Genomic DNA, 19,323 nt, shown 5'->3' on the forward strand with positions numbered 1-19,323 from the left:
GGCGCTCCCTTCGACTGTCCGGTGCGACGATGCACCGATGCGGTTCAGGTTACGCGATGCGCTCCAGTCCTTCCGCTTCCGAACGATCCTCTGACGACAACGCCGGTGTCTGCGTCTGTGTCTGCGTCTGTGTCGAGACGATCGAGCAGTCGAGGGCGCACGACGATCCCCGAGGGCAGTCGGGGGATGCCGAAGATGCCTTCGTCGACTGATCGTCCCTGTTCTGTCGCGTGACGCACCGGCTCCCCTGTGAGGTCCGCGTGGCGCTTGCAGCATCCGAGCCCCGCGCACCCGACGGGCACCTGCGGTCAGGTGGTGCGCGTCATCCGGTGTTCGCGTATTTTCGTCGCCGAAGCCAACCGGGTGCTCTCACCCTGGGCTTTCCCCGGATGAACTCGATGCTCCACTGCCCGCGTTCGAGCATACGATGGTGGCCGTAACAGACGAGGACGCCGTTGTCGGTCGCGGTGTGGTTGTCGTGACTCCACTCGACCACATGATGCGCCTCGCACCCGATCGCGGGGAAGCCGCATCCGGGGATCAAGCAGGTTGTGCCGTCGCGGGCGACGATGCCCAGCCGCTGCGCCCTCGTGAACAGCCTGTGATCGTGCTCAAGTGCGACGAGCTTGCCGAACGGACCGAGAATCGCACGCTGCACAGCACCGTCGCAGAGCTGCTGCCTGACGGTGGACATCGGCACCGGATCGGTCACCCCGACGATCCGCCCGGAGCCCTCGTCTCGCAGCAGATCCTCCGCGCGCACGGTGACCACCACGGTCGGCGACGCACCCGCGACGGAGAGCTCATCGGTGGTCTTCGCGAAGGTCGTGAGCACCGTCGCGAACAGATCATGACCCCGCTGCTCAGGCGTGCGGGTGTCGCGAACCTCCGGGTCTTCGCAGACGCACTCACCGCCCGGGCAGGTGCACGGTTCTGTCGGGAGGAACTTCGGTGCGGACTTCGGGGTCGCCACCGCACCGGCCAGCGTGAACCACTGCGCCGCGACCTCGGGCGTGAGCGCACCGCCGACCGGATGCACGCCGTGACGCGTCGTGCGACTGACCCACATGCCGCGTGCCTGGAACGCCTCGTCCGCGCGCGGTTCGACTCCGTCCGGATCGAGCGCGTCACGCCACAGACGAGCCTGACCGGCCACGAGATCGGCCGAGAGCGGCACCCCGGTCTCGGAACCGGTCGCCTGAGCGACCAGATTGCGCTCGGCGTCGGCGAGCATAACGACATCCGCTCTCGGTGAGGCCTTGCGCAACTCACGCGTGATCGCATCCGCTGCATCGAGACAGAGCCGACCGGACCTGAGCTCGGCACCGACCTGCGGGAACAGAGGAGGCAAAGGGACACCGGTGACAGAGGCCCGGCTCTGCGTGAGCTGCCCGACGCGGATGCGCTGGCGCACCGCGGACGAGAAGACACCCGTCAGCTGTTCGACCAGCAGAGCACCGGTGCGGTAGCCGTGCCGAGCGGACAGGCCCTCGTCACCGAACACCCGGTCTGACCGCTTCTCCACCTCGACCGCCGCCTGCACCCGCAGCGCGTCGACCGAGCGTCCGACCTCTTCGACCGCAACGATGAACTCGAGCAGCTCGTCATCGTCACCTCTGACAGCGGTCGATCCATCGACATCCCGGAGCGCGGCGAGCACTCGCTCCACGGCATCGATCGGGCTGGTCATACCGCTTATTCAAGCAGCAACCACTGACACTGGGGCAGCGTGCGGAATCCAGGCGTTCACGCCTCGCAACCGGTCTCCGACACCGGTGACGGGCGCCTTGGGCGAGACGTCGAAGAGCGACGCGCGACCGTGTCGAAACCCCGCTCATCGTCGGTGGGTTGATGCATGGGGTCTCGACGGGCTCGACCACCGGAACGGACTCGACCACCCGAATGGCGCTCGACCGCCGGAATGACGACGCGGTGCCGTCAGGCCACCCTCTCGAACAGGTCTTCCAGTTTTCTGAGGTCCGAGACGATCAGCTCGGCGCCGGCCGCGAGCAGTCGCTCGGCGGAGGTGTAGCCGTCCGTGACTCCGATCGCCCGGTAGCCTGCGCTCACGGCGCTCGTCATGTCGTACACGGTGTCGCCGACATAGATCGCCCCGGCACGTCCCCTGCGCTCCTCACGCAGAACCCGCGGTTTGTCCGCCACCCCGCCGTGTACGCAGGCCCACAGGTCCGGAAGCCGCAGCGCCCGCAGATCGGTTGCGATCGACGCCTCGGATGCCGCGGAGACGATACCGAGACGGGCGCCGGCATGGTGCATCCCGACGAGCATTTCACGCAGCCCCGCCCGAGCCACCGGCTCCCCCGCCTGCATACCGAGATTCCACTCGGCCTCGGCGTCGGCGAGCTGGTGCCGTTCCACCCCGAGTCCGCTGAACAGCTCCCGCATCGGCAGCAGGAATCGATCACCGAACTGCTGTGCGTCGAGCCCGGGCAGCTCCCGCGCGGCGAGCACGCCGTTGAGGGCGTCCCTGGCGCGGTCGGCGTCGAGCACGATCGTGCCGTTCCAGTCGAAGAGGATCGTTGTGTCGTCGAGCCGCCTCATGCGGCGACCGCTTGAGCGGCGCGTTCGATGCCTTCGCTGCGGGCGTTCCCCAGCCGCCAACCGGTGTCTGACGCATAGACGTGAACGTCCTCCGGGGCGCACAGCGCGGTCACACGCTCGCCCACGTGCGGGGAGGAAGCGAGGTCGCAGCGCAGGGCGACGGTGGTGGTGCCGTCGTCGCAGCGCAGATGCACCACGCGATCCTTGCCCGTCGGCTCGAGCAGCACGACCTCGCCCTCGATCGCCCACGCGTGCCCGGCGTCCGCGTGGGTTCCCAGATGCAGATGCTCCGCACGGACCCCGAGGGTGACGGTGCCCGCGGTGATGCCCGTGTGGCGCCCGAACACCGAGGAGTCGGTCTCGGGGTCGACGGGGAGCAGGTTCATCGGCGGTGTGCCGATGAAGCCGGCCACGAACAGCGACCCCGGCTCGGCATACAGTTCGTCCGGAGTGCCGAGCTGCTCGATCCGCCCCAGATTGATGACGGCGATGCGATCCGCCATCGCCATCGCGTCGAGCTGATCGTGGGTCACGTTCAGTCCGGTCGCACCAACCGATCGCAGCAGCGAGGCGATCTCGAGGCGCAGCACCGCGTGCAGCTGCGCGTCCAAGCCCGAGAGCGGCTCGTCGAGCAGCACGATGCCGCTGCGGCGGGCGAGAGCTCTGGCGAGCGCGATGCGCTGGCGCTGGCCGCCGGACATCTCTCTCGGTTTGCGCTGCAGCAGGTGCTCGACCTGCATACGCCCCGCGATGTCGTGGGCGCGTGCCTCTGCCTCTTTCTTGGGAAGGCCGAGACCGTGGCGCAGGCCCAGCGTGATGTTCTCGAGCGAGCTGAGGTGGGGATACAGCGCGAAGTGCTGGAACACGATGGCGATGTCGCGGCGGTGAGCCGGGATGCCCTCCTGGGGCACACCACCGACCTGCACCGAACCGCCGTCCGCGTTCTCGAGGCCCGCGACCACGCGCAGGAGCGTCGACTTGCCCGATCCCGAGGGACCGAGGATGGCGACGTGCTCGCCATCCTCGATCCGCAGGTCGATGCCGTCGAGGGCCCGCACGGAGCCGAAGCTCTTCTGGATGCCGTTGAGGCTGACCGTGCTCATCGGACTACTCGGCCGCGATCGCGTCGATTGCGGTGACGGCCTCCGAGACCGTCGGCTCGGGGTCCGCGCCTGTGGCGAGCTTCTGGGCCATCGCACGAAGCAGGTCATTGACCTGCACCGTCACGTCGCCGGGGAAGCCACCCCACGGGGTCAGCGTCTTGTCGTAGCTCCAGGCGTAGGTGAGTTGCGGAGTCGCGCCCTCGCTGGAGAGCAGTTCGTCGGCGGCGGCCGAGTCGACCGGAATGTAGCTGTAGCCTGTGCCGCTCGCCTTGAGCACGGCCTCCGTCGAGAGCAGTTCAGAGATCAGGGCCGTCGAGAAGGCCGCGTCACACGCATCCTCACTCAGCACCACCCAGCCGTTGCCACCGGCGGGCAGAGGACCGTCCTCGCCACCGACGCTCGGAAGGTCGACGGGCGCCCACTCGAATGCGCCGGCGATGCTCGTGCCGAGAGACGCGATGAGCGAGGTCGTGCTGACCATAAAGGCGGCATTGCCGCCGGTGAACTGAGCGATCGCGTCTTGGAAGCCGACACCCAGCTCGAGCTTCTTCTGCGCGAGCGTCGACCAGATCGAGAGCGCCTCCACGGCCTTGCCCGTGTCGAAGGCGGCTGAGCCGTCTTCGCCGACGAACGGCTCTCCTGACCCCTGCACAAAGGCCTGGCTGAACCAATCCGCGAGAGAGTCTGTAGGAATGGTGACTGACGGGCTTCCGGTCATCGCGCTCACCTTCTCAGCTGCGGCGACCAGATCGTCGAAGGTCTCGATGTCGCCGGTGACGCCGGCGGCGTCGAGCAGGTCTTCGTTCACGAGCAGCACCGGCGCGGAGATCTGTGCCGGCGCCATGTATACCTCGCCGTCGATCGTGCCGGCTCCGAGGAACTGCTTCTGGTACGTGTCGGCCAGGGCCTCTGGGTCGATCGGGTGCGAGTCATAGGTGTCGACCCAGAAACGCACCTGTCCCAGACCGCTCATGGTGAGGTCGGGGCGCTTGCCCACTGCGATGTCTGCGACGACCTGCTTGGTGAGATCGTCATAACTCGTGGTCGCCTGCGGCTCGCCGTTGATCGTGAGACCGGGGTACTGCTCTTTCAGGCTGGCGGACGCGACCGACATCGCCTCGCTGGCCTGCTGGCCGAAGACCGCGTCGATGGTGGACTCGGCGGGGTCGCAGTCGTCGATGTCGGCTGCGGCGGCGACGGTTGCGTCCGGGTCGCTCGTAGCACTCGGTGAGCAACCGCTCAGCAGGATCGCGGTGCCGGCCGCGAGGGCTCCGGCCGCGAGCAAAAGGCGGGATCTGGACATGTCGGGTTTCTCCTTCAAAGGGTGTGTTGTGCGGAGGTTGTGGTGGTTTTTGGGCAGGCGGTCTAGGCGGAAACTGTGTTAGCCGGGAATCTCCGCGCCGCTCATGCCCTGGACGAAGCGGCGCTGGGCGACGAGGAAGAGGATGACGACGGGGGCGGTGACGATCGCGGCTCCGGCGGCGAGGGCGGAGTAGTCGAACCCGATCTCTGCCTGCTGAAAGACGGCAAGCGCGAACGGCGGCGTGCGCAGCTCTGGGCTTCTGGCGATGAGCAGCGGCCACAGATAGTCGTTCCAGTGCACGAAGACGCTGAAGACGCTGAACGCGGCGATGCCGGGCGCCGCCATCGGCACGACCACACTGCGCAGGATGCGCAGGTGCCCGAGTCCGTCGGTGCGAGCCGCCTCCATCAGAGAGTCCGGAATCGCCATCATCTGCTGGCGCAGCAAGAAGATCCCGAACGCGCTCGTCATAAACGGCAGCACCAGGCCGGCGATGCTGTCGCCGAGGCCGGCGAGGTTCACGCCGATGAAGGTGGGGATGAGCGTGACCTGTGCAGGCACCAGCAGGCATGCGAGCACGATCCCGAGCACCACACCGGAGCCGCGCATCCTGACTTTCGCGAGAACGTAGGCGGCGGGGATGCAGGTGAGCAGTTGCAGGGCCAGGATCAGCGCTGTCACCCCGCCTCCGACGAGCACCGCCTGGCCGAGGTCGCCCTCCTCCCACGCTCGGGCGAAGCTGCTGAGGTCGAAGCGTGAGGGGAACAGAGAGATGCCCTCGAAGAAGACCTCGTCCTCGGGCGCAACGGCGGTGCGCAGCATCCAGTAGAAGGGGAACACCGAGATGGTGATCGCGAGGGCGAGGAGCACCCAGCGGAGCACCCGGAACACAACGTTCATCGTGCCCTCCCTGCGAGCACCCGGCGCTGCAGCAGTCCGACGCCGATGAGGGCGACGAGCAGCAGGAGCGAGAGCGCGGAGGCGGCGCCGAGGTCGAAGTACCCGAAGCCGAGCCGCCAGGTCATGGTGAGGATGGTCTCGCTGGAGCCCTGGGGGCCGCCCTGGGTCATCACGTTGATGGTGTCGAACACCTGCACAGACCCGAGCACGGTGATCACCACGGCGAAGACCACCGTCGGCTTCATCACCGGGAGCGTGATTCGGGTGAGCTTGGTCCAGCCTCTGATGCCTTCGGCGCGAGTCGCCTCGGTGATGCTGCCGGGGATCGTGGAGAGTCCGGCGAAGAAGATCATCATCGCGAACGATGCCGCGCGCCAGATGCCGACGAGCGCGACGGTGACGAGCGACGTCGACGTGTCGCCGAGCCAGTTCACCGCCGGAATGCCGATCAGACCGAGCATCTGGTTGACGAATCCGCCCTGGTAGGCGAACACCCAGCGAAAGACGACGGCCATCGCGACGAGGTTCGCCGTCATCGGCAGGAACAGCAGGGTGCGGACGAGAGCCTTCCCTCGCGACACGCTGTCGGCGAGCAGCGCGAGGCCGAGGCCGATCGCGAGCGCGGGGATGATCGTCAGCAGCGAGTAGATCACGGTGTTCCCGATCGACTGCAGCACGGCCGGATCGGTCAGCACCCGTTGGAAGTTGCCGAAGCCGACGAATTCCCATACGCCGCCCGCGAGCGGAACGGTGAAGAAGCTGGCGACCAGGGCGAGCACGGCGGGGAGGAGCACGAACAGGCCGATGCCGATCATCGCGGGAGTGATCATCAGCGCCGGAACCCAGCGGCTTCCGCGCACCGCCTGCAGGGCGACGGGCGGGCGAGGGGCCGCCTGTGGCGCCGGTGGCCGCTCGAGCGTCTTGGCGGTCACGATGCGATCTCCCGTCGCACCGCGCGGATGCCTCCGTCGACCCCGACGGCCAGCAGCAGGCCACCGGCCTCGGTGAGCGGTGCGGCGATCGGGGCGCTCAGCTGCGCCCGTCCGGTCTCCAGCCCGTCGAGGCCGATCCGGCGGATCGTGCCGTCGAGCCCTGGAAGCAGGAGCGTGTCGTCCACGAGCAGCGGTGCAGCGATCACCGGGTGCGGGAGCTTCGCGTACGACGACATCGGGAACGGTGCGTCGCCGGTGATCGTGAGCTCCCATGCGGTCTCACCCGTCTCGCTGTCGAGCATACGGATGCCGTGTCCGGCCACCGTCGCGACGTAGCCGCCGGGCGTGACCAGCGGAGTCGCCGGGCTGAACCGGCCGGGGTGATCGACGTTCCACAGCAGCTCCCCCGAGTCTCGCCGCACGCTGGCGGTGCCGGCGAACCGCGGCATGACCACGGCGTCGGCCTCTGGGTCGTATGAGGCGGTGCCCATCACGAGCAGCTGCTTGGCCGACATAAAGGTCTGCTCTTCAGCCTCGTCCGGCTCGTCGCTCGTCGACCAGATCGCCTTGCCGGTTGCCGCGTCGATCCCGATGGGGGAGCTCGGCGTGGGCCAGAACCCCATAACGAGCAGACCATCGACGATGAGAGGCGCGGCGTGGTGCACGAGGTTGTGGTGCGGCGAGAGGTCTGTGCGGCGCCACAGCACCTCGCCGGTCGCGGCATCCAGGCAGCGCAGGTCGGCCTGATCCCCGACGTAGACCCGGCCCGCGGCGAGGGTCGGCGCGCCCCAGCCGAACCGGCGGAGCGGATCGCTCGACGGCACACGCCACCGCGGTGCTCCGGTCTTCAGGTCCCAGGCGGCGACGTCACCGCTCACCTCCGCGGCGATGACCAGATCGCCGAAGACGACCGGTGCCGTCTTCACGGCGGACGGCGTCGCCGCACGCCAGGCGGGCTCCCCCGTGCGCAGGTCGAACGCCTCCACGGTGCCGGCCGGGTGATCCTCGATCTGCGAACCGGCCAGGACAAGGTCGCCTGCGACGGCGACGGGCTGCCGGTGTCCCGCCCCGGAGAGCTGGGCGTGCCAGACGACGTTCGTCTCGCTGAGCGTGCGGGGCGTCGCCGCGAAGGTCGACCGGTTCACGTCGCCGAGGGCGGGTGACGGCGTGGTGCTGAGCAGGGTCTGCGTCGCGAGGCTGATCGACTCGCCGTCCCAGGTCACCCGTCGGTAGGCCGGAGGGCTGTAGTCGAGGCTCGCGAAGAACGTTGTGGGGCTGTTCACGTGCAGGGTGCCGTCGACCTCCACCACACGTGACGTGTGCCAGTGGCCGGAGAACGCGGCGATCGGCAGCCACGGAACGTGGTCGAGCAGCGAGAAGTTGGCCTGATCGTGGAAGAGCAGGATCCACGGGCTCCCCTCCGGCAGCATCGCGAGGTCGTTGCGCATCCACTCGTTCTGCACCTCGTGGTCGAGGCCGAGTTCGTGGCTGTGCCAGTCCATGGCGACGACGTGCAGCCCGGCCACCGTGAAGCTGTACCAGCGCGGGCCGATGAACCGCTCGTAGTTCTCGGTGGTGCCCTCGTTCGTGAGGTAGTTGTTGCGGCTGAGCACAAAGCCGTGTGCGCCGTTCATGTGGTCGTGGTTGCCGGGAATGAGGTGGACGGGCACCGGGCTCGCCGACAGCGCGCGCTGGTAGGCCTCGTATTCGACGGGAAGCCCGTGGTCGACGAGGTCGCCGGTGATCATAACGCTGCGCGCGCCGGGCGCCAGCTGGTCGAGGCGCGCGAGAAAGTCGGTGAGCTGGTGCGGGTAGCTGCCTTCGATGCCCATGCCGAGCGACGCCCGGTCGACCTGCTCGCGACCGGGCTCGCCCGGGGCGATGGTCACGTGCGTGTCGGTGAGGTGCACGAACTCATAGGGCAGCGGCTGGTGTTCGGGGACCAGCGTGAAGTGGATCTCGTTGTCGGTGGCCGGCACCCACCAGGGCTCGGCCGCGAAGCCGTCTGGGCGGCTCACAACAACGAACCGGCCCTCGTCCGCGAGAGCGAAGCTCCCATCAGCATCTGTCGCGACGACCTCCCGGCCGTTGCTGACGGGGATGCCGACACAGGGCTCTCCGTCAGCCGTTTCCACGATTCCATACACGATGCGCGTCCTTTCGGGTTCGGGTCAGAGCCGGTGCTCGACGAGCACGTCGGCGGCGAGCGCTTGGGCTTCGGTGGCGAAGGGCGAGCGCAGGGAGAGCAGCGAATAGATGACGTCGAGCACCGTGAGGTGCACGATGCGGCTCGCCATGGCCTCCACCCGGTATGCCGTCTCGGCACTGCCCGCGACGATGGCGAGATCGGTGATCTCGGTGAGCGGCGAGCTCACGAAGCTCGTCACCGCGATCACCGTCGCCCCGGCCGCCTTCGCTGCGCGTGCTGCGGCCAGGGTCTCGAAGGTCGATCCCGTGTGGCTGATGGCGAAGAAGACGTCTGCGCTCCCCAGCATCCGTGCCGAGACGTGCTGCGCGTGAACATCGGCGAGGAACGTCGCGTTGATGCCGATGGTCGCGAGCCGATAGGAGATGTCTGCCGCGAGAGGGGCCGAGGTCCCGACCGCGCCGAACTGAACCCGTGGTGCCGCGAGCATACGCGTGGCGACGTCATCGATGAGAGCCGGCGAGAGCGCGTCAGCCGTGCGCTCGAGCGCCTGACGGGTGGCGCCGAGCACCTTGTGCACGAGTTCTTGGGCGCCGTCCTCCGGGCCGATCGCCCCGAGCGACGGCCTCTCGGCAGATGCCGCCTCTCCGGCGAGCAGGATCTTGAGCTCCTGGAACCCGCGGAGCCCGAGGCTCGTGCACATTCGCACGACACTCGCCGCCGACGACTCGGCCTGCTGCGCCAGTTCGGTGACCGAGAGGTGGATGACCGCGAACGGGTCGGCGAGCACGGCATCGGCGACTCGGCGTTCGGCCGGGCTCAGCACGGAAGCGTTCGCCCTGACGCGTTCGAGAATGCTTGTTGCGCGTGTCTGGGGTGCCTCGAGATCGGTCATGTCTTCGACGCTAGAAGCGGAATGTGACAGAAGATGAAACCGAAGGTGAATGATGAACGTTAATTTCAGCGTTTACGTTCACCTGAAATTTGTGTTCACATCGTCAGCTCAGAGCAGACGCGCTCGCACACCGGGTGGAGCAACTGGTCGCAGAAACCGCAGAAGCTACAGCGGGTGCTCGAGTGCCTGCACAACACGCGCGGCGGGATAACCCCAGCCGCGGTCCTGCTCATACCAGACAGGGTCGAGCAGTGCGATCTCGGCGTCAGACAGCACAGCGTCGACGAATTCCTGCGGCAGGCAGCCGTTGCGCTGCGCTCTGCCTCTGACGGTAGCCGCCTCGACACCCAGAACCGCCGCGACGGCGCTGGCCGTGTAGCCCTCGTCGAGCAGAGCGCCGATAACGGTTCGCCCGGTGCGGAACGCCGCACGACGGTCGGAGCCGACGGCCTGCTGCTCCAGAGCCCGTGCGGCGAGCAGCAGGTCGACCAGCCGCACGGAAAGGCCGCTCACGTGAGGTCGAAACGGTGCTCGACTCATCACGCTCACCCTTCTACCGGGTCCGGCTCAGCGGAGGGCACCGGCTCCTCATCCGCGACGTCGACGTGATTCTCTTCACGGCCGGCAGTCGCCTCTGAAGGGGCGGGATCAGGTTCAGGCGCTGAGCCAGGCTCAGGCAACACGGGAGGCTCGGGCAACACGGCAGGCTCGGGCAACACGGCAGGCTCGGGCGGCACCGTCGACTCGACGACGTAGACCGAGACGGTGAAGACGACGCCCACACGGTCGTCGCGCAGGTAGGCAGCGCCGATTCTTCTGTCGTTGAGGGTGACGAACTCCACACCGAGGTCGGCGTGCCCGTCGGCGTCGAGAACGGCTGTCGCGATCACGACACCGTCGAGAACAAGCCCGACCGTCTGCCCGGGATCTCCGCCGAACGACAGACTGCGCTGGGTTCCCCTGACGATCGTCTCACCGTGGAGGATTCCCGTCAGAACCGGCGGTTCGACGACGGCGACGCAAACCACTGGCGACAGCGCCGACCCGCCCGAGCCGTCGGCTCGCACCTGCCGCGCCGCCACAGCATGACTGCCGGGTGACAGGTCTGCGAGAGTGACCGACCATTGCCCGGACTCATCGGCTTGTGCGGCGGCCTGGACCGTCTCGTACGCGACGACTTCCACCGTCGCACCTGGATGCGCCCCCTCACCGGATACGATCGCCTGGACGTAACCACCCCCGTCGTCGACAGAGGGCGCAGCGAGTGTCGGCAATGCAGCCTCCGCGGCCGGTTCCTGCGGTTCCGGTGCCGGAGCCCGTTCCGGGGTGGGAGTCGGAGCCGGAGCCGGAGCCGGGACATCCTCTTCACGGGAATCGTTATGCGGTGGGAGCGAAGACTCCGGATCATCCGGCGGCTGTGCGCTGTCGACGGGAACCACGGGAGATCCCGTCGATGGCAATGACGACGCCGATTGCGACGGCGCCTCTTGCAGCGGAAGAGTGACGCTCGGGGTGCTGGCCGACGTGTTCACCACGGCTCTGGGTGGAGGCGCTGTGAGCACGGCGCCGATGACCAGAGCCGCGGCGGCCCCGGCGCCAGCTGCCGCAAGGATGATCGTCCCGAACGCCGTGGTGTGCGATGCCCCGGCCACACTGACGGCTGCCCCCGAGCTGACGCCGGCTCCGGATGCCCCGAGAGCGGCACCGCCGCCGGTTCCAGACGCAGACGATCCGCCGGCCAGCCCGGCTGTCGACACGTCGGCGATCACCCGAGCGGGCATCGCCGACGCCATGACGCTCGTTGCAGCGCCGTTCATGTGAAGCCACGCGGTGTAGCCGGATGCCCCGACGGCGCCCGCCACGAGCGGAAGAAGAACGAGCGCCAAGCGGGAGCCGATGTCCTTCGCCTCTGCCGCCACGATCGTGCATCTGGTGCACTCGGCGAGGTGAGCATCCACACGAGCCGCTGCCCGGGCACCGAGGTTTCCCCGAGCGTATGCACCCAGGCGCTTGATCGCCTGCGCATGATCCGATTCGTCGTCCACAGATTGGATGTGAGCCTGGATCCACGCCTCGCGCAAACCTTCCCGAGCACGGTAGGCGAGCGCCGAAACGGCGTTGGCCTTCAGTCCGAGAAGAGGCCCGATGTCGGCGGGCGGCATTTCCTCGACCTCGACGTACCAGAGAACCTCTTGCCAACGGGTCGGAAGGCTCCGAAACGCCTGCACACTGAGGCTGCGGTCCAACGCGTCGTTCAGCGAGGCGTCACTGCTCTCCAGATCTTCGAACGTGTCTATGGCTTCGAAGGCGATCTCCCGCCGCGCGTTGCCCCAGGAAGCTGCCGTGTTCTTTATCGCCGTGTACAGGTAGGGGCGAAAAGCACCCGTCGGTCCTTTCCCCCGTCTGAGTGTGTGGAAGATGCGAACGAACGCCTCGGAAACCAGGTCATCCGCGTCGAAGGTGGTCGTCACCGACCGGGCCAGCGCTCGACCGGCAGATGCGTGGCGGTGCCAGAGCTCGCCGAAGGCGTCGCTGTCACCGGCGCGGCTACGCTCGATGAGTTCCGCGTCAGAACACGTCGCGGCGTCGTTCGCCGCGCCGGGCTTGTTCATAAGCCTCCGATGTGAGAAACGGACATGGGTTTGTGTGTAAGACCACGAAAGCGACGGTTCGTGACGCGAGAGACTCGGAGAATGTCCACGGTGGGGACGCACGACATCGGGTCATCGATGTCGGGGACCCCTCCCTCGCGACGATCAGTCGTCAGCGGCGTCATGGATGCCGGTCTGTTCCGTCTTATAGGTACCGGGAACGACGTTCGCGGTGGAAGGGAACATGCTGTGAGGATTGATGTGGCGACGAGTTCGCACGCTGACGACTCGGGTGAGCCAGGGGCGTCAGGTGCAGATGCATGTGTGACCACCCTCGATGAGGCGACGGGACCGCGGAACGACACCCCGGCCGGTCGAGGGCTGCTGTTTCGAACCATCACCAAGGATCTGCCTCTCGAACGCCTCATCACGAGAACCGAACGCCTTCATCTCTTCGGCATGCCGTTGTCGGCCGAGCCCGCAACGTCGTGAGTGGTGCGACTCACCAGCGATCCACGGTGTTGGTCGCCGCGGGAACGGTTCTCGTACTCGCGAGCGGAATCGCCATCGGACTGCTCGGGTGGATCGTCTTCGGCGTCATCCTGTGCGTTGCCGGTCTTGTGACCCTGGTCTCGTCCATCGCATAGGCGACGACCGGCACGTCGACCGAAGAGCCGGCCCGAGATCACTCGGGCCGGCTCTTCTTTCAGGGTATTCCCCGGACACCGTTAAGGGGACGGGTGCCCGGGGAATCTCTCAGGAGCCGACGGCGTCAGTCCTCGGGCATCGCCTCGACGTGACGGCGACGACGAAGGAGCAGTGCTGCTCCTGCCATCAGCGCCAGCACGGCGAGGAGAACTGCGCCCGTGGCCAACGACCCACCGGTGTGTGCCAGGTCGTCGTCACTCGCTGCCGCAGGTGTCTCCGGCTCTGTCGGCGGGTCCTTCGGGTCTTCCGGAGGAACCTCGCCACAGGCCGTGTCGGTGACCGTCGCGCCGTCGACCGTCAGCCGGGCCTCGTTGAGAAAACCGGTGCCCCGCTCGGACTCGGTCAGCTCGCAGTCGCCTTGCTCTGCGGTGATCGTCGTCGCGACTGTCGTCTCGACCACGACCTCGTAGGTGTGGGTCTCTCCACCCGCGATCGTCTGGCCGGCGACGAGGATCCTGTTGTCGATCCCGTCGAACGCCGGATCGATCACGATGTCGCCGGGAGCCGTGTTCGACGCCGTCACCTTGTCGATCTCGATGTCGCCACCGAACGTGAGCTGGTCATCCAGGTCGTACGTTCCCTCGGCCGTGCCGGCGTTCGCCACCACGATCTCGTAGGTCACGGTCGCCCGGTTGTCCTCGTCGAGCTCGGTCTGCTCGACCAGCTTCTTGTCGACGGTGATGTCGACATTGCGGTCGATGATCAGGCCCTGATCCCAGTTCGGGTCGTCCGAATTGGGCGCCAGCGCGAACTCGGCGGTCTCACCGGTTGTGGTGTCGCCGTCGGAGTCGAGCGCGTCGTCCGATCCGATGTTCTGTTGTGTGAACGTGGTGTTCGACGCCAGAGCGTTCGGATCGAAGGTGACCTTGTAGGTGCCAGAGGCCAGACCCGTGAAGGAGTACTTCCCGTCCGCGTCTGTTGTGGTGCTGAGGCTGACGGGGTTGCCGTCGAGGTCCACACCCACCAGCGTCACGGGGAAGCCCGCAACACCCGGCTCACCGGCATCCTGGATGCCGTCGGCATTGAGGTCCTCCCACACGAAGTCGCCGACCGATGACTCGATGATGGCGATCTCGCGCGAAGCAGGTCCGACGGGCTGGGTCACGCCCTGAGCACGACCGGCTGTGGTGTTCTCATAGACGTCACCGCCGTCGTTGTTCGTCGGCGTCATCACGATGTCGACGGACAACTGGTCAGCCGGGGCGAAGGCACCCGGGCGCAGGAACCGCAGACCGGTCACGTCCGCAGGAGCGGTCGGGCAGTCGGATGCCGTGCCGTTGCCAGACACGACGTTGCCACCCGTGATCGCGTCACACCACACCGTCGCACCCGTTGCACCGTTCGACGCATCGTCAGGGTCGGCGTTCAGGCTGGCCGGAGCCGCTGCGGTGTAGAGCATCGTGATGCCCGTGCCCGCGGCGACCGTCGCCGAGGTGAACGTCAGGTCGCCCGTGAAGTTCGTGGTGCCGACGCCGTTGGCCGGCAGCACGTCGATCACATCGACATCCGACACATCGACCGGTGAGTCGATGTTGGCGAAGTCCACGGTCCAGGTCAGCGTCCGCGGCGTCTGCACACCGTCGGGGTTGATCTCGACCAGGGGCCTCGGTGTCGACTTGGCGATCTTGATGCCCGTGGGCAGAACCAGCTGGATCTGCGCTTCGTCGTCACGCGCCGAGGCGAGCGACGGGTCCTGCGGAGAGCTGATCAGCGTGACGTTGGTGTACGTCGCGTTGCGCGCGGTCTCGAGGATGTCGACCGTGTAGATGATCGGATCGATCGGGTCATTGACCACCAGCGAGCCCAGATCCCACTTCACGTAGGTCTGGTTCGCCGGGCACGCCAGCTCCGATCCCGCGGGGGCACCGGCCTGCACCAGTGCCGGTGTGATCGGGTCGCCGTTCGCACGCACGGAAGACACGAACTGCTGGTACTCCGGCAGGCAGTCCTCCACGATGGCCTCTGCCATAACACCGGCGGGCACGTCGGCCGTCAGCGTCGGGTTCAGGCGGTAGTCCACCTGTGAGCCCGCGGTGTACTGCGGAACCGCCGTGTCGGTGAAGTCACCGGTGCCGGGGTGCTTGACGTACTTCTTGATGCGTGCGCTGACACCGCCGATCGTGAGGCGGTCACCCCACGACGACTGGTGCGTCGCCGGGTCATAACTCGAGGTGTCGTAGGCCTTGGGGTCTGCGATCACTCCGTCGCCGTCGGTCAGGCCCTCGACCCACTTGCGCGAGCCCCAGTTGCCGATCACGTCGCCCTGGTCGCCCGCGGTGTCGCGCACGGTCTGGCCGATCGTGAGGTGCACCACGAACGAATCGGGGAGTCCGACGAAGTCAGAGCTGTAGGAGACGCGCACCCGGTTGACTCCCGAGTACACACCCTCAGCGTCCAGCGTCGCACCAGGCACAGCGGCCGGGTTGTCGTACCAGGTGCCGGTCGAGCAGTCCGAGTCGGCGCCGGCACCGGCCGGGCCGCTCGAGTACTCGATCTTCAGGTTGCGCAGCTCGGACAGCGGCGCCCGATCACCGTTGCCGTTGCGGAAGTAGGAGACCCATGCGGCGTCGCCGTTGGAGGGCCTGATGTACGGCTGGTCTGGCGACGCGTAGGCGCCTGGGGTCAGCCCGAGCTGGGTGTCGTCCCAGACGTCGCAGGCCAGGTAGCTGCGCGAGAACTGGGTGTCAGACAGCGGCACACCACCTGTGGATTCCATGATCAGGTTGCTGAGGACCACCTGGCCCGGCAGCACGACGGTGTTGCCGTCGCGCACCGCTGATGATCCGGGAGGTCCCTCCCAGTAGCCGCGGCTGAAGGTCCAGGTATCGGTGTTGCCTTTCTTGCCCCACGGGCTCGAGAAGAACTTGTCGAAGTGCTCACCGGCGGCCCCACTGCCACCGCGCATGGAGAGCACGGCCGTGCGGTTGTTGTTCTCGACAACCTCACCCGTGTTGGGGTTCCCCGCGATGTCCGTCATCACAACGTCTTCGTAGGTGTTCTCCGTCGCAAGGGTCTTTGTGACGCCGTCGGCGCCGACCGTCCCGAGCTCTGTGACCGCGTCCTGAGGGATCTCCATCTTGATCTCGTAGATCACGACGTATGCGACGTCTGCCGGCGGGGTGCCAGAGCTTCCGGGGAGCTCGGTCGGGTAGTGATAGCCGGTGGTGTCTGCGTCTGTGATGGTAATGCTCACGGGTGCGCCGAGACCGCCCGGCTGCTGGCAGTCGATGACGCCGGAGTCGGACGCGGAGTCGACGTTCGGAGGGTTGGACCGGCTCCAGGGCAGCTGCGTCCACGTGGCGTAGCTGACGTCCTGGCAGGCGCCGAACCTGGGAGCGTACTTCTCGAGCGCGGCGCTCTCCGATCCGGCGAGCGCGACAGCCTGCGCCCAGACCGTCGCACCGAAGAACGAGGCCGGGGTCATGTCATCGGTGAGCGTGATCGGCGAGGCCAGCGGAGTGATGCCCTTTCCACCGGGGGGTGCGTTCACCGTCAGCGGGTAGTAGACCGGACGGCACAGTCGGCTGGCGTCGAAGGAGCAGGCCTGCAAGGGGTCTTGCGTGTAGGGACCGGCATTCTCGGGCACCGCTGCACCACGCTTGGAGACGTCGAAGTTCGCGACGGCAGACACGGTGTGCTCCACCGCGTTCGAGACCGCGGGCTCGGTGACCTGGGTCGAGGTCGCACTCGCCGTCATCGGATCCAGGGTGACGCCGTTCGGAACCTCTGGGCGCACCTTCGAGACGAAGTCGTAGTCGAGCGACGTCCCCTGCTTCTGGTCGGCCACAACGCAGACGACGGTCTGGGTCGGCAACGACTGGTACGAGGTGCCGGTCACAGGGATCACCGGTGTGCCGATGCTCTCAGGCGTCACCGATGAGCCCGCGAGACAGAACGGCGGAAGCTGCACGAGCTCCTCGCCCTGCGGCAACGTGAACGAGATCGCCGGGTTGGTCTGGTCTTCGCCCTCATAACGGACGCCGACCGTGTAGGTGACCGTGTCATTGGTGCGCACGATGTCGTTGTCTGCGCTCGAGTCGTTGCCGGGTGCGTCGTCGGCGTCGAAGTCCGGGGTTCCGGTCTTCTGCGCGAGTGTGACGTTCAGCGTTCCATCACCGGGTGCGGCGAACGCGGGGGTGGCGCCCAGTCCGGCTGCGGGCACCAACAGTGTCCCCAGCAGTGCGGGAATCACCACCGCGGCGCCTCTTCGGCGCACGGTTCCTTTGACTTTCAGCATGTGTTCACTCCGGTCCTTTCGACAACTCTGTACAGACGGATTCCGCGGCGCATACACAGATGCATACAGAACCCTCATCGACTGAGAGACCAGCGGTTCTGCCATCGATGACGGGGGTGCACACGAATTCACCCTGTGTCTCACCCTCTCGGCATGATCGGACGCCGCCGGTCATCCGACGCGCCGACACGATGGCTCTCGCGTGTCAACGCGATCCCGTAGCCGGTCAACCACAACATCGCCGCTGTCATTGCGGCGAATTCGAACCACCCGCCGTCGCCTTCCCACGAGGCGAGAGAAGCGACGGCACCCAACGCCGCGCAGATCGCAACAACACCGAGCACGATGAGACACAGGCACCGCGCCCGGGGAGACCGTGTGATCGACCAGACCTGCAGCACTGCGACGAGTGCGCCGACGAAGCCGAGGACGGCTGCCGTGACGTGCAGAAAGTCCTGCGGTGTCGACCCGGCCGTCAGCGGAACCGGGCATCCGGGAGTGCAGGTCACCGCAGAGGCGAACCCGAACATGGCGGCGGTCACACACAGCGTGCCTGCCACCGGCCACCACGCGAGGACTCTGTGTCGAGGTGATGTGGACGGCGCAGCCGTCGCGATGAAGATCGCGCCGACGGACAGCATCAGCAGCGCGAGGTTGAACCACGGAGCCGTTGCGACATCCGGCGCTCCCATCGCACTGACGTACAGGTGCCCCTCGAGCGCTCCCCGGCAGCACCAGATGACCACAAGCGCGACTGCTGTGAGTGAGCTGCCGACGGCGGCGCGCACTCGTCGATTCGCCGTGTGGGAGACGCCGACGCTCGCATGGATCGTCATGAGTCGCTGCCCGACCACACGGCGACGCCTGGCACCGAGTCCCTGCCGGTGAACGACTTCTGCATATCGGTCCTTTCAGTGTGGTTCCCTCTGAAAGAGCGACATGCGCATCCCTGATGACGCCGTTCGGGGTTTTCGACGAAAAAACTCGACCGGGCAGAGATGAAACCTCGTCGTAATAGAACGCATGAGTGCGCGAAACACGTCGTGGATAGCGTGAGCTCATCCTGAATCACCCGAGCGGACCGACGTCGATACGCTGCACTCGAATGCCGAACCGGCGGTCCCTCCACAGCCAGGAGAATCGCCGCCGCTCGATCACTCGTGTTCTCGACGCTCGGTCTTCGACACCGAGAGAAGATCACTGCCCCATGCAGAAAACTGTCTCGCGCCAGAGGCTCGCACACTCCGTGCTCGCGACCTGCGCGCTCACCCTGGGCCTTGTCGGCCTGACCGCTGCTCCCGCCCTCGCTGCGCCCGTCGCGGCCGGGTTCGACCTGGCCGTCACCCCGACCGCCGACGTCGGCGACACCGTGGACGTGCAGCTCGATCTGACGGGCGTCACCGATGTGTACGCCTACGAGCTGACCCTCGCCTATGACCCTGCGCTGTTCGACTACGTCGAGGGCAGCGCCACCGGACCGGAGGGCGGCTACGACATCGCCGAGGCGCAACCGGAAACAGGCGCGGTCACACTCATTCACACCCGCTTGGGCAGTTCGCCCGCTCTCGCCGGCGACATCAGCGCCACACTGCAGCTGACGGCGATCTCAGCCGGAGAGGCCACACTCACCGCGAGCGGTGTGCTCATCGACACCGAGCACGTCAGCACAACCCTTGCGGACACCACACCTGCAGCTGTCACAGTGATCGCGGCGCCTGTCGACCCCGCAGACCCGGACGACGGCGGTGGCGGCCCGGGCAACTCGCCCTCTCCCTCTGCGACACCGCTGCCGGCCGGCACAGACACCCCGAGCGGGTCGGACCCGCTCGCCACCACCGGATTCGACGCACTCCCGTACGCCATAGCCGCGGTCGCCCTCATCACAGTCGGCGCGCTCGTCGCCCGCCGACGGATCGCAGGTTCGCGATGAGCGCCACCCGCCGTTC

The 19,323-nt window shown here is 67.1% G+C and carries 15 protein-coding genes; 3 read left to right on the forward strand and 12 right to left on the reverse strand.

What is annotated here, in order from left to right:
• Positions 1 to 322: 322 nt before the first annotated feature.
• The 10 genes from ACYVF5_RS09730 to ACYVF5_RS09775 form a co-directional block, all read right to left on the reverse strand.
• Entirely contained in the window at positions 323 to 1,690 is a 1,368-nt protein-coding gene (locus ACYVF5_RS09730) for an HNH endonuclease signature motif containing protein (RefSeq protein ID WP_460945757.1), read from the reverse strand.
• A 248-nt stretch (positions 1,691 to 1,938) separates the two neighbouring features.
• On the reverse strand, positions 1,939 to 2,562 hold the full coding sequence (locus tag ACYVF5_RS09735) for an HAD family hydrolase (RefSeq protein ID WP_460945759.1): 624 nt from the start codon (positions 2,560 to 2,562) through the stop codon (positions 1,939 to 1,941).
• The gene (locus ACYVF5_RS09740) at positions 2,559 to 3,665 is read right to left on the reverse strand and encodes an ABC transporter ATP-binding protein (protein ID WP_460945761.1); all 1,107 of its coding nucleotides are present in this window, start codon (positions 3,663 to 3,665) and stop codon (positions 2,559 to 2,561) included. The genes ACYVF5_RS09735 and ACYVF5_RS09740 overlap by 4 nt, the downstream gene beginning before the upstream one ends.
• Positions 3,666 to 3,669: 4 nt before the next feature.
• The gene (locus ACYVF5_RS09745) at positions 3,670 to 4,968 is read right to left on the reverse strand and encodes a type 2 periplasmic-binding domain-containing protein (protein ID WP_460945763.1); all 1,299 of its coding nucleotides are present in this window, start codon (positions 4,966 to 4,968) and stop codon (positions 3,670 to 3,672) included.
• A 78-nt stretch (positions 4,969 to 5,046) separates the two neighbouring features.
• Positions 5,047 to 5,868, reverse strand: coding sequence for a carbohydrate ABC transporter permease (locus ACYVF5_RS09750; protein WP_460945765.1), 822 nt, complete (start codon positions 5,866 to 5,868; stop codon positions 5,047 to 5,049).
• Complete coding sequence (locus ACYVF5_RS09755; protein ID WP_460945767.1) at positions 5,865 to 6,800, reverse strand: carbohydrate ABC transporter permease; 936 nt, start codon at positions 6,798 to 6,800, stop codon at positions 5,865 to 5,867. The genes ACYVF5_RS09750 and ACYVF5_RS09755 overlap by 4 nt, the downstream gene beginning before the upstream one ends.
• Positions 6,797 to 8,935 carry an outer membrane protein assembly factor BamB family protein gene (locus ACYVF5_RS09760; RefSeq protein WP_460945769.1) on the reverse strand — a complete coding sequence of 713 codons (2,139 nt, stop codon included), beginning with the start codon at positions 8,933 to 8,935 and terminating at the stop codon, positions 6,797 to 6,799. The genes ACYVF5_RS09755 and ACYVF5_RS09760 overlap by 4 nt, the downstream gene beginning before the upstream one ends.
• Before the next feature lie 36 nt (positions 8,936 to 8,971).
• Entirely contained in the window at positions 8,972 to 9,841 is an 870-nt protein-coding gene (locus ACYVF5_RS09765; protein ID WP_460945771.1) for a MurR/RpiR family transcriptional regulator, read from the reverse strand.
• Positions 9,842 to 10,006: 165 nt separating this feature from the next.
• Entirely contained in the window at positions 10,007 to 10,354 is a 348-nt protein-coding gene (locus ACYVF5_RS09770) for a hypothetical protein (protein WP_460945773.1), read from the reverse strand.
• A 32-nt stretch (positions 10,355 to 10,386) separates the two neighbouring features.
• Positions 10,387 to 12,453, reverse strand: a complete 2,067-nt coding sequence (locus ACYVF5_RS09775) for a sigma-70 family RNA polymerase sigma factor (protein WP_460945775.1) — start codon at positions 12,451 to 12,453, stop codon at positions 10,387 to 10,389.
• 303 nt (positions 12,454 to 12,756) lie between these two features.
• Here ACYVF5_RS09775 and ACYVF5_RS09780 point away from each other — a divergent pair, with 303 nt between their 5' ends.
• Together ACYVF5_RS09780 and ACYVF5_RS09785 are read left to right on the forward strand one after the other, a co-directional pair.
• Positions 12,757 to 12,924: a hypothetical protein gene (locus tag ACYVF5_RS09780; RefSeq protein ID WP_460945777.1), complete on the forward strand. Its 168-nt coding sequence runs from the start codon at positions 12,757 to 12,759 to the stop codon at positions 12,922 to 12,924.
• Positions 12,925 to 12,950: 26 nt separating this feature from the next.
• On the forward strand, positions 12,951 to 13,079 hold the full coding sequence (locus ACYVF5_RS09785; protein ID WP_460945779.1) for a hypothetical protein: 129 nt from the start codon (positions 12,951 to 12,953) through the stop codon (positions 13,077 to 13,079).
• 125 nt (positions 13,080 to 13,204) lie between these two features.
• Here the strand turns inward: ACYVF5_RS09785 and ACYVF5_RS09790 are convergent, their stop codons facing one another.
• Both ACYVF5_RS09790 and ACYVF5_RS09795 read right to left on the reverse strand, forming a co-directional pair.
• Positions 13,205 to 17,377 (reverse strand): SdrD B-like domain-containing protein, encoded by a 4,173-nt coding sequence (locus tag ACYVF5_RS09790; protein ID WP_460945780.1) that lies wholly within the window; start codon positions 17,375 to 17,377, stop codon positions 13,205 to 13,207.
• Between the two features lie 140 nt (positions 17,378 to 17,517).
• The gene (locus tag ACYVF5_RS09795; protein ID WP_460945782.1) at positions 17,518 to 18,213 is read right to left on the reverse strand and encodes a hypothetical protein; all 696 of its coding nucleotides are present in this window, start codon (positions 18,211 to 18,213) and stop codon (positions 17,518 to 17,520) included.
• 371 nt (positions 18,214 to 18,584) lie between these two features.
• Here ACYVF5_RS09795 and ACYVF5_RS09800 point away from each other — a divergent pair, with 371 nt between their 5' ends.
• Positions 18,585 to 19,307 (forward strand): cohesin domain-containing protein, encoded by a 723-nt coding sequence (locus ACYVF5_RS09800; RefSeq protein ID WP_460945784.1) that lies wholly within the window; start codon positions 18,585 to 18,587, stop codon positions 19,305 to 19,307.
• Positions 19,308 to 19,323 lie beyond the last annotated feature (16 nt).

It is taken from the genome of Okibacterium endophyticum, from assembly GCF_054780075.1.

Bases quoted from the DNA above. Each gene is read 5' to 3' on its own strand.
- ACYVF5_RS09730 (WP_460945757.1), bottom strand. From the start codon at position 1,690: ATGACCAGCCCGATCGATGCCGTGGAGCGAGTGCTCGCCGCGCTCCGG.
- ACYVF5_RS09735 (WP_460945759.1), bottom strand. From the start codon at position 2,562: ATGAGGCGGCTCGACGACACAACGATCCTCTTCGACTGGAACGGCACG.
- ACYVF5_RS09740 (WP_460945761.1), bottom strand. From the start codon at position 3,665: ATGAGCACGGTCAGCCTCAACGGCATCCAGAAGAGCTTCGGCTCCGTG.
- ACYVF5_RS09745 (WP_460945763.1), bottom strand. From the start codon at position 4,968: ATGTCCAGATCCCGCCTTTTGCTCGCGGCCGGAGCCCTCGCGGCCGGC.
- ACYVF5_RS09750 (WP_460945765.1), bottom strand. From the start codon at position 5,868: ATGAACGTTGTGTTCCGGGTGCTCCGCTGGGTGCTCCTCGCCCTCGCG.
- ACYVF5_RS09765 (WP_460945771.1), bottom strand. From the start codon at position 9,841: ATGACCGATCTCGAGGCACCCCAGACACGCGCAACAAGCATTCTCGAA.
- ACYVF5_RS09775 (WP_460945775.1), bottom strand. From the start codon at position 12,453: ATGAACAAGCCCGGCGCGGCGAACGACGCCGCGACGTGTTCTGACGCG.
- ACYVF5_RS09790 (WP_460945780.1), bottom strand. From the start codon at position 17,377: ATGCTGAAAGTCAAAGGAACCGTGCGCCGAAGAGGCGCCGCGGTGGTG.
- ACYVF5_RS09795 (WP_460945782.1), bottom strand. From the start codon at position 18,213: ATGACGATCCATGCGAGCGTCGGCGTCTCCCACACGGCGAATCGACGA.
- ACYVF5_RS09800 (WP_460945784.1), top strand. From the start codon at position 18,585: ATGCAGAAAACTGTCTCGCGCCAGAGGCTCGCACACTCCGTGCTCGCG.